We start from the raw sequence: 10,373 nt of genomic DNA, 5'->3' as shown, positions 1-10,373 counted from the left end.
CAAAAGCGGCTCGATCCGCCGCCACGCCGCATCGGTCAACTCATGCCGTCGCACCACGACACACCATCAACCCACACCCACCAGATCGTCCTCAGCAAAACACCAAGATCTACCGGACAGGCTCTAGGCGGTCCGCCCTCGCCGCGCGACCTCGCGCAGCACCCGCCACCCGTGGTGGTAGCCCGCCGGCCGGACACAGAACGCGCCGCGCGGCCGGTCCGGGCTGCATGCTCCAAAGACATGCGATCAGGTGCCCGAGCCGGGCGCAGGACGACTCGGCACGCCCGACCTCGGCGTACGCCCATGCCGGACACGGCAGTGCAGCCGAACACAGCCCCTTCGTCCTCCAGCACCGGCCACTCGGCCGCCGGCGTCGCAGCGACATCTTCCAGAACCCGGAGTCGCCGCTAGCGCAGCCAGACGGCGCGAGCGGCCCCCATCACAACCACGCCGAACCACCAGCACGCCGCGCCCACTCCTCCCCACCGTGCAGCGGTGACGGCCCTTCATCAGCTACGGAAGGGACGCGCTCGTTGCGCGTAGGCCAGCCCCCTTCACAAACCATTGTTTTTGCCACCCAGACTCCGGTCGGATCAACGCACCGATCAAATCTTACGGCTTCTATCGAGTGGCGTTTGAACCCACGAATCCTTCATCCCGAACCCCAAATCTTGCCCATTCTGGGATCGTGCAGGTAAAGGCGATCCGCGTTAAAATCCCAGGTAGACGGCTTTTGGCGGTGTCATCCATTCACGGACAAGGATGACCCGTCCGCCACCGTCCACGGACAAATCACGGACGGATGATCATGGAGGATCGCGCCTTGGGATACGCGAAGAAGCGCAAGGGCAACAACGGAAAGTACCGCTACACGGCCTGCTACGTCGACATCCGAGGTCGGCTGCGGTCAGCCGGGACATACTCCAACAAAAAGGAAGCCGACAAGGCATGGCAACGAGCAGAGGTCGAAGTCTCCAGAGGCCGCACGGGAGACCCCGGCCGAGGCAGACAACGCTTCAAGGACTACGTGGAGGAGACCTGGCTCCCGAACCACCAGGTCGAGGCCACCACCCGTGAGGGCTACACGTACGCGATCTACAGGAACATCATGCCGACGTTCGGCTCGATGCGGATGATCGACATCCTCCCCGAGCACGTCCGTGCGTGGATCACCTCCCTCAAGAACCAGGGCATGAAGCCGGTGAGCATCCGCTACAACAAGATCATCCTCAGCGCCATCTTCACCACGGCGATGGACGACCAGGTCACCTTCATCCACCCTGCCGCGGAGTACGCACGCCCCCGGTCGTCCGCAAGCCCCTCGAGATCATCACACCCGAGCAGTTCGACGACGTCTACCACGCACTCCCCGAGGGCGCCTTCCGGCTTCTCGCCGAAACCGAGATCGAGAGCGGCCTCCGCTGGGGCGAGCTCAGCGAGCTGCGCGCGAAGGACTTCAACCTCAGATCCCGCATCCTCACGGTCAGCCGCACCGTCGTCGAGCTGAACCCGAAGTTCCACCCGGAAGGCCGCCACTTCCTCGTCAAGGACTACCCGAAGGACAAGGAGTACCGCCGCTTCAAGCTCAGCACCCAGATCACCGAGAAGCTAGAGGAGCACATCCGAGCGGCCAACCTAACCCAGGACGACCTCCTCTTCCAGATGCCACCCCAGGACAAGCCCAGAGCCCGAATCACCGAGATCCCAGACCCGGCCACCCTCGGCCGCACGGAACCGAACGAGAAGGGCCGCACCTACAACCACGGCACCCTCAGCGGGTACACCGCCGGCCGCTGCCGCTGCGACTACTGCCGAGGCGCCTTCACCCTCTACCGAGCCGCCCGTCGCGCGAACGGCAAGGACAACCCCCGCCCCCGCCGCGTCCGGGAGACCGACGGCCACATCCCCAACGACTGGTTCCGCCGCAAGATCTGGTATCCCGCCCTGGCCGCCGCCGGCCTCAACTTCAGACCCACCATGCGCGACCTACGCCACGCCCATGCCTCCTGGCTCCTCAACGGCGGCGCCGACCTGCAGGTGGTGAAGGAACGCCTAGGCCACGCCTCCATAGCCACAACCGAGCGCTACCTACACACCCTCCCCGACGCCGACGAAACCGCCCTCGAAGCCCTAGCCAGAACCCGGAACCGCTCAACCACCAAATAGCAGCGACTGCTGCACTTCAACGGGCATCGTGCGTTCCAAGCCGCGGGGGTATCTCTCGGACTAGGGAGATACCCCCGTGCATCTGACCACCACTCCGGCCTGACCCTGGTGCGTTGCGTCGATCACGCCCGCTGTATCTACGCACTGACATGCCGGTGAGCAGATTTTGGAGTGCCACCCATCCTCACCGCGTCCGCGACGCTGAGCCGGTACATGACACTTCCGCTGGCGCTTTCAGACGAGTAAACCGACGGTTTGCCCGGGACGTCTTATATACATCGCCGCGACAGCTCCCGCATCCTGTTTCCGATTGCGAGGCGAGCCGAGGCGAAGGATGTGGAGATGTCTGCAGAGCGTTACCGGTCGGTCTTTCACACTGGTCTGCCGGCGGATGAGGCCTTCTCAGTCGCGGAGCAGCAGATCCGGTGTTGGCTTGGACACAAACACCTTGACCAGCAGGCGTTCGACAAGGGCGCTGCGCGGGTAGGCGCTGACGGTCAGCTCATGCTGGTGCTGGCACGGAATGCGCCGGATGGGGCGCAAACGAAACGGTGGCAGCTCCGTGAGCCGCGCGCGCAGGGCACGTGGGTGTCGACGCTCACGGTGCATGCTCCAGGAAGAAACCGTGGCGGGGCCAGGAGCTGGTTCTGGCTCGACATCGAACTCCTCGTTCCTCCAGTCACCCAGGCGGACGAGGATGGCCCAGTGAAGGCGCGGCGTCCGGGCGTTCCTCAGCTCGTTCGCGGCCTGCTAGACGTTGTCGACGCTCGGGACTCGCTGACACTGTTGCGTGAAAAGCCGATCCTGGTCCGGCCTCCCGACGTCGACACGCTGATTCACGTAGTGTGCGATCCCGACCGCCGGATGCCCGTCATCGTGGCGAGTGCACATCCGCAACGGGATTTTCAGGAGTGGCGCCGCGTCGTTGAGAGCGCCACCCGCTACACCGCCGGTTTGGCCGGGCTCCACCTCCTGGATCCGCACGCGACGGAGGAGTTCAACCAGGAGATCGGCGATACCCATCGAGTATGGGGCGGTGCAGTGCGCACCTACCTCCCCGGCGCTGACCCGGCCAGCGCCGACGATGCTTTGCGTCACCGCGTCTTGTCATCGACATGGGTCCAAGGTGGTCAGCCCCGCGCTCGCGTCCTTCTGTCCGGACTCCCGTACCGGCTGAGCTCGGAAGCGCTCCTCCCTCGGCCGCTCGCCGGGCTCAGCCGGGCACTTCTCTCCAACCCCACACCTCTAGAAGGCGCCTCTCCACTATCTCGCACACCGTCGGATTCGCGCCACGAGGACGTTCAAGACCTCCGAAAGAACCTGGATGCGGCCCTGGAACTCGTCGCTGAAGCGGAGAAAACGGAAGAGAAGCTCGCCCAGCGCAACGATGAACTGATTGCGCTGTCCGCAGAATTCGACGCGGTCAACCAGCGCGCCGAGTCGTTCCGGGATCAAATTAGGACTCTGCGGCGGCTGCTAGTGCTGGCGGGCCGGGAAACCGACGCCAACGCCCCGGCCGACGAGCACACGCGTCTCCCCACGACCTTCGCTGAAGTGCTGGACCGCATGGATAAAGAGCTGCCGAGGGTGATCTTCACCGGCGACCTCGATCATCCGCTGGACGACCTGGACTCCCGTCCCAGCGCCTCTTCTTGGGCGCAGACAGCGTGGCAGGCCATGCTTGCTATGAACAACTACGCGGAGACGAGCGTTGAGGGATCCTTCGCCGGCGGGTTCCTCACATGGTGCAAAGAACCTCCACCAGCAGCGCACGCGATCAGCGCGGGCAAGGTCGCGCCCGACGAATCGGAACCTGTGAAGAACGACCCCAAGATGCGCCGCGCCCGCCTCCTCCCTGCACCGAACACCGTGGATCCTTCTGGCAAGGTGTTCATGGGAGCCCACGTGCGGCTTGGCGGCGGCACAGGCATGAGCGCGCCCCGCATGCACTACTTCGACGATGTCAAGAACACCGGCAAGATTTACATCGGTTATCTCGGCCCCCACCTCCCGGTTAAGACGACGAACTAATCCTGCGAGCGGTGCGCCCCTCTGCCCGGGGTTGACCAGCACGGCTGTTCTGGAGGTGTGTCGAACGACCAGCCGACTACGCGGCGGGTCGTGACATCCCGCACGACCCAGCCGAGTGGCGGCCGACCACCGCCGCTGGAACGAGACCATCGTGCTGCGACCACCTGACGGAGCGAGCCAAGATCACGACCTCTAAGTGCTTGTGGAGGAGCGGAACTGGCCTTCCTGGCCAGTTCACCCCTGGTCGAAGACGCCCGCCTTGATCTGATGCCTGAGCCTCTGCCAGACCCGACCTTCGAGGATGAGCTTCGGGCCTTCCGGATCCTTGGAATCCCGCACGGCGGTGTAACCACCGACGCCTGCTAACTCGACGCACTGATCGGTCGTCTGCTGGCTGCGGGTGCTCTTAGTCCAAGATGCTTGGCTGAAATCCGGAATCATGCTTACTTGTCTACCCTGTCTGGTGTCGTCGGGCTACGGCCTTGATCAGGTCGACGGACGCCGCAGGGCTGAGCGCCGTCGCGCTGAGGTGCTGGAACGCGGTGCTCGTGGCTTGCACGTCGGCCGCACGCTCCAAGAAGAGGGTTCCCGAGACGCTGTCGACGTAGGCAACGTCCGGATCGGAGCCAGGGAAGCTGAAGACCCCAATCATGCCGCTGAGTGAGGCGTGTGGGCCTGCGCTGAACGGCATCACTTGGATGTCGATCTGGGGGTGGTGCGCCATCTCGACCAGGTGCATGAGCTGCCCGTGCATGACATCCGGCCCTCCGATCTCGCGATAGAGGGCGGCCTCGTCCAGCACTGTCCAGAGCCGGAGAGTGCCCGCTTCGCCGATGACGGCCTGGCGCTTCGTACGGAGGCTGAGACGACGATCGATCTCGTCTTCCCCCAGTGTCAACGGGCCGGCGCGAGTGATGATCGCCCGCGCGTAGTCGGTGGTCTGCAGGAGGCCGGGGACCGAAGAGGGCTGATACGTCCGAAGCGACTCGGCCGCTGACTCGAGCCCAATGTAGGTTCGGGCGTTCTTGCTCAGCATGTCGCTGTAGGGCTGCCACCACTCCTTCTGCCGCGCCGCCTTGGCCAACTGGATGAGTGCCTCACGAGTGGAGGAGTCGTTCACCCCATAGAGGTCCAGGAGATCGACGACGTCTGACCACGGGACTGAGATCCGGCCCTTCTCGATCCGGGAGACCTTGGCGCCGTACCAATCCAGACGCTCGGTGACTTCGTCGCCGGTGAGCCCTGCAGCCTCACGCAGATGGCGGAGCTCCGTGCCCAGTTGCCGCCGTCGAACGGTTGGGGAGGTCAATACATCACCACTTCCGTCTCTGGAGAAATTTCACGAGAGAAGTTGCACAGGCAGCATGCTACTCGGCACACTGACGGTGTGCAGCAAGTCACAGCTTGTGGTGGCGACAGCCTCTGCAGGCGTAGGTCGTGATCGGCTGACCCAGCTGAGAGTTTCGGTGGGCAGCACATAACAGCCGCGCGGCCGGGTTACGGATTGGAGCCCCTGGCCCGGCCGCGCGGCCTCACCCTCCAGAAGGAGGTACGGATGAGGATAGCTCTGAAGGCCCTGGCGCCGCCCATCGTCCAGAGCGCCGAGGCGACTTCGCGCACGGTCGGACCCCTGGGCGGTGATAGCCCGGTCGCACGGGAAGCAGACGGCGCCTCGACTATCTCGAGGACGCCGACGACGCGGCAGGTTACCGATGGCGGAGCGGACACCGAAGGGGACAAGGACGGTTGCGTGTGGAGCGTGGACGTCCCCGGAGTGACTGACTCCGGTGCCTCTGCTGCGTCACTGGGTTCGTCTGCTCCTGGCCGAGGACCCGGAACTGTCCGAGGCATTCGAGTTGATCGTCAGTGAGTACGGCACGAACGCGCTGTGGCACACCGCCAGCAGTTGGCCCGGCGGCCGAATCAGGGCTGAACTCAGCATCAGCAGTCAGCGGACACGTCTCACGGTCCTGGACGATGGCCCCGCTCCTGCTCGCACCGATCGGAGTGCCGATCCGGCAGAGCACGGACGCGGGTTGCTGCTGGCGGGCGCATACGCCGATGAGACCGGCGAGTACGGCTGTGCCGGCGGCCACGCCAGTTGGGCACTGATCAGGCGCTGAGACCAGGACGCGCGCCGCACCCCCGTGACGCGCGTCCTTCGCCGGCCACCCTGGCCGGCTTGTCGTGCGGCCGGTGTCCCGCCCCCCCGGTTGACCCGCCGCCCGACCCCTCAACAGGCCCCTCGTGGGCATCCGCGCCCCCGCCCCCCCCCCCCCCCCCCGGGGGGGGGGGGGCCGCGGCCCCCCCCCCCCCCCCCCCCCCCCCCCCCCCCCACGACCCTTCAACAGGCCCGTCTTGGCCATCCATCACCTGCAGCGCGTGCTCGCCGCGCGCTTGCTCGGAGGTGACGTAGTGACTCTTCATAGGCCCGTCGCCCAACTCGGCAGCATTCCCTATGGGCTATCCGCCGAGGGGCTTCTCGCCGCGGAAGCTGACCTTGATCTGGCCGTTGCATGGCTACAGCGACGGTATCCAGACCTGTGCTGTTGGTGGGGCGAGTACACCGGTTCCTTCTGGGCCCTGCTGCCCGGCCAACTGGTCGAAGCGAAGAACGCCAACGATCTCGCCCGCCGTATCGACGCGGTATCCGAGCGCGCGAGTCCCCGGGACGCTACGGGGCGGTTCATCCAGCAGGAGAAGCCACCGCAGCGTATACCCGACGGGCCAAGGGAAGACCCCGGTGGGCAGGCACCTCTTGCAGCCGGTCGACCCCTGCCCGCTGACCTAACGACATGCCGCCCACGTAAGGGTCGTCTCAGCCGCCTACTCGCTGGCTGTCGCCGCCTCCTGAGAGGCACGGCTGGAAACCGGAAGGCGCTGAGGCGGTACCGATCGCCGTCAAGCGTACAACTAGGACTTTCGCAACAGGGCCGGCTGGAACCAACACCACTACAGCCATGCAAAGGGCTGCTGTCGCGGAAGGCGACGGGTTGGTCCGCACTCGTCCGCCGCGTGTCCGCCGTCCGTCCGCCGGGCTGGCGCTCCTTTCGGTGCGCAGCATACGAAGCGCGGTGACCGTCTGCAAATCTCCATCGAGGACCGCGACGACTCCCGCTGCCGCCCCGACGACGTCAAACGGCACGGCTCACAGGGTTGCCATGTGATCAATGAGACGTCTGGGATGGCGGCCGCCTTGTCCAACTGAAGCATGCAGGTCACAGGCGTGGGGTTGTCCCAAGACCAAGGAGACGGGACCGCGGGATCTCACTCCCGCCTCGCAGCGTAAGAGGCGCGTCTCATGGGGCTGAGATGCGCAGGTCAGCGCGTTGCTCGCGACGGTGTCTGTGGGATGCCACCGACATCCCACAAGACACAGGCTCCCCTGCTTGGTTGATCAACAGAAACTGACAGTCATGCAGGAGGCACTCATGCTGCAGTTTCTGTCTGCACTACCTTGCATCGATCGCTGGGAAGGGGATATCACTGCAGGTCAGCGAGGTTGCAGGGGGGCATGCCGAGACGGAACGCGTGGCGACGACACCCCGCCGGTGCCGCTGGTGAGACCACCGTGTCAGCGTTGCGCTGTGACTTCAGGGAAAGTAACCTCGTCAAGCGACGAACGATGATGAAGTTTCCCCGGTGCCTCGACGAGCGGAAGGTCGCAAGTGAATAGTGACAAGCGCAGAGCAGTCGTGCTGCTGAGTGGAGGCCTGGACTCGACCACCGTCCTTGCAATCGCTCGCGAGGAAGGCTACGAGACGTACGCGCTGAGCTTCCGGTACGGGCAGCGCCACACTGAAGAACTCGACGCGGCAAAGAAGGTCGCGGCTGAGTTGGGTGCCGCCCAGCACGTGATCGCAGACATCAACCTCGCCGTCTTCGGTGGATCAGCCTTGACCGATGACGCTCTCGCTGTTCCGCATCACGAGAGCGTCAATGACGTCAGCGCGGACGAGATCCCGATCACCTATGTACCGGCGCGGAACACCATCTTTCTCTCCTTCGCGCTTGCCTGGGCGGAGACGCTCGGCTCTTCCGATGTCTTCGTCGGGGTCAACGCGATGGACTACAGTGGATACCCGGACTGCCGTCCCGAGTACATCGAGGCCTACGAGCGCATGGCCAACCTGGCGACCAAGGCCGGTGTGGAGGGCACCCAGCAACTCAAGATTCACACGCCGCTGATCGAACTGACTAAAGCTCAAACCATCCAGCGTGGCCTCGATCTGGGAGTGGACTACTCCTGGACCCATAGTTGCTATGACCCAGTCGATGGTCGAGCCTGTGAGACCTGTGACTCGTGCCTACTCCGGGGGCGCGGCTTTGCTGAACTTGGTCTGGTGGATCCTTCCTTCTCCTCAGCAGACGCCTAACCGCGGAGATGTACAGAGTTAAGGAGATCTTTTACACCCTGCAAGGTGAAGGAAGTCATGCAGGGCGACCCTCTGTGTTCTGTCGGTTTACCAGTTGCAACTTGTGGACGGGACGAGAAAAGGACCGGCATCGCGCCATCTGTCAGTTCTGTGATACCGACTTCGTTGGGACGGACGGGCCGGGTGGCGGGCGGTTCAGGACTGCCGTCGACCTGGCGGCTGCGGTGGCCAAGACTTGGCAGGGACAGTCACATCCTCGTAGCCGGCCTTACGTAGTGTGCACGGGCGGAGAGCCATTGCTTCAACTGGATGCCGAGGCGCTCGACGCCCTGCATGCCGAGGGTTTCGAGGTCGCCATCGAGACCAACGGCACCCGTCCGGCTCCTGACGGCATCGACTGGATCTGCGTGAGTCCGAAGGCCGGCACGGAGTTGGTCCTGATATCTGGGAACGATCTAAAACTGGTCTACCCCCAGGTTGGAGCGGAACCAGAACGCTTTGAAGACCTTGACTTCACTCGGTTCATGCTGCAGCCGATGGACGGTCCTGACCTGGTGGCCAACACCCAGGCGGCGGTCGAGTACTGCCTAGAGCACCCCCAATGGCACTTGAGCGTCCAGACACACAAGACCCTGGGGATTCGGTGATGGAAATCTTCCGTGAGTTCACGTTCGAAGCCGCTCATCGGCTTCCGAATGTAGCGACCGGGCACAAGTGCGCGAGGCTCCATGGGCACAGTTACCGCGTAGAGGTCCACGTTAGTGGCGATGTCGATCCGGCCACCGGATGGCTCATGGACTTCGCCGAGATCAAGGTCGCATTCAAGCCGATCCAGGACCAGCTTGATCACTACTACCTCAATGAGGTCCCGGGGCTTGAGAACCCGACCAGCGAAGTTCTCGCCAGGTGGATCTGGGATCGCTTGACCCATCAGTTGCCGCTCTCCGCGATCGTGGTCCGTGAGACTTGCACCTCGGGATGCATCTACAGGGGGGACGCATGAGGCTCGAGGATGTGCAAGCGGCCCCAGACTCTCGCGGGATCCCGCTTGATGAGGTAGGTGTGGAAGGCCTTCGCTATCCGGTTCTTGTAGCCGATGGACAGGGGGCAAAGCGAGAAACTGTCGCCACGGTCGCGATGTCGGTGAGTCTCGGACCCGAGGTAAGGGGCGCGCACCTGAGCCGCTTCATCGAAGTGCTCCACGGCGCCCGGGACCAGTTGAGCCCCCAAAACGTAACCAGTATCGCGGACGATCTTCGTCAGCACATGGGCACTGCCTCCGCCTATGTTCAGATGTCGTTCCCGTACTTCCTGGAGCGCGAAGCCCCGGTCACCCGTGCTCGAGCATTCATCGAGTACACCTGCGCGGTGGCCGCCTCTAGCGGTCCTGAAGGTGCCTCGATGGTCCTGAGCGCTGATGTGCCGGTCACTAGCGTCTGCCCATGCAGCAAGGCGATCAGCGATCGTGGGGCCCATAACCAGCGTGGCCACATCACCATCGACGTCAAGCCTGCAGAACACCCGACGGATCTCTGGTTTGACGAGCTCATCGGGATCGCTGAAGCAGCGGCATCCTCGCCTGTCTACGCGTTGCTGAAGAGACCTGATGAACGCCACGTGACCATGGCGGGCTACGACAATCCTGTCTTCGTAGAGGACATGGTCCGCAACGTCGCCCAGGTACTGGCCGCCTCGGGGCGTATCCGCCTGTACCGCGTTCGCGCGGTCAACGACGAGAGCATCCACAACCATCAGGCCTACGCGGCGGTGTCCTGGACGGCCCCGACTGGGAGGGCCTAA

9 protein-coding genes and 1 pseudogene are annotated in these 10,373 nt (G+C 64.2%); 8 read left to right on the top strand and 2 right to left on the bottom strand.

Annotation, left to right across the window (positions count from 1 at the left end):
* Nucleotides 1-802: 802 nt before the first annotated feature.
* The 3 genes and pseudogenes from F9B16_RS52615 to F9B16_RS12900 all read left to right on the top strand — a co-directional run.
* Nucleotides 803-1,120, top strand: a pseudogene (locus F9B16_RS52615) (tyrosine-type recombinase/integrase); the annotation flags it as partial.
* Nucleotides 1,121-1,164: 44 nt separating this feature from the next.
* Nucleotides 1,165-2,166, top strand: coding sequence for a tyrosine-type recombinase/integrase (locus tag F9B16_RS12905; protein WP_225991587.1), 1,002 nt, complete (start codon nucleotides 1,165-1,167; stop codon nucleotides 2,164-2,166).
* Nucleotides 2,167-2,508: 342 nt separating this feature from the next.
* Complete coding sequence (locus F9B16_RS12900) at nucleotides 2,509-4,197, top strand: coiled-coil domain-containing protein (RefSeq protein ID WP_151540272.1); 1,689 nt, start codon at nucleotides 2,509-2,511, stop codon at nucleotides 4,195-4,197.
* A gap of 234 nt (nucleotides 4,198-4,431) precedes the next feature.
* Here F9B16_RS12900 and F9B16_RS12895 read toward each other — a convergent pair whose 3' ends face one another.
* Nucleotides 4,432-4,638, bottom strand: coding sequence for a DUF397 domain-containing protein (locus F9B16_RS12895; protein WP_151540271.1), 207 nt, complete (start codon nucleotides 4,636-4,638; stop codon nucleotides 4,432-4,434).
* Nucleotides 4,639-4,648: 10 nt separating this feature from the next.
* Nucleotides 4,649-5,506, bottom strand: a complete 858-nt coding sequence (locus tag F9B16_RS12890) for a helix-turn-helix domain-containing protein (RefSeq protein ID WP_151540270.1) — start codon at nucleotides 5,504-5,506, stop codon at nucleotides 4,649-4,651.
* Between the two features lie 478 nt (nucleotides 5,507-5,984).
* Here F9B16_RS12890 and F9B16_RS12885 point away from each other — a divergent pair, with 478 nt between their 5' ends.
* The 5 genes from F9B16_RS12885 (at nucleotide 5,985) to folE2 (ending at nucleotide 10,373) form a co-directional block, all read left to right on the top strand.
* Nucleotides 5,985-6,320, top strand: coding sequence for an ATP-binding protein (locus F9B16_RS12885; protein WP_192808756.1), 336 nt, complete (start codon nucleotides 5,985-5,987; stop codon nucleotides 6,318-6,320).
* A 1,545-nt stretch (nucleotides 6,321-7,865) separates the two neighbouring features.
* Nucleotides 7,866-8,573, top strand: a complete 708-nt coding sequence (gene queC, locus F9B16_RS12875) for a 7-cyano-7-deazaguanine synthase QueC (RefSeq protein ID WP_151540268.1) — start codon at nucleotides 7,866-7,868, stop codon at nucleotides 8,571-8,573.
* Between the two features lie 8 nt (nucleotides 8,574-8,581).
* Complete coding sequence (gene queE / locus F9B16_RS12870; RefSeq protein ID WP_151540267.1) at nucleotides 8,582-9,220, top strand: 7-carboxy-7-deazaguanine synthase; 639 nt, start codon at nucleotides 8,582-8,584, stop codon at nucleotides 9,218-9,220.
* The gene (gene queD / locus F9B16_RS12865; protein WP_449698591.1) at nucleotides 9,175-9,576 is read left to right on the top strand and encodes a 6-carboxytetrahydropterin synthase QueD; all 402 of its coding nucleotides are present in this window, start codon (nucleotides 9,175-9,177) and stop codon (nucleotides 9,574-9,576) included. Before queE ends, queD begins: the two co-directional genes overlap by 46 nt.
* On the top strand, nucleotides 9,573-10,373 hold the full coding sequence (folE2, locus tag F9B16_RS12860; RefSeq protein WP_151540265.1) for a GTP cyclohydrolase FolE2: 801 nt from the start codon (nucleotides 9,573-9,575) through the stop codon (nucleotides 10,371-10,373). The genes queD and folE2 overlap by 4 nt, the downstream gene beginning before the upstream one ends.

The sequence above is a fragment of the Actinomadura montaniterrae genome (assembly GCF_008923365.1).
GTDB lineage: Bacteria > Actinomycetota > Actinomycetes > Streptosporangiales > Streptosporangiaceae > Spirillospora > Spirillospora montaniterrae.
Note: the sequence above shows the minus strand (reverse complement) of the source record. Positions and strands in the feature narration are given on the sequence as shown.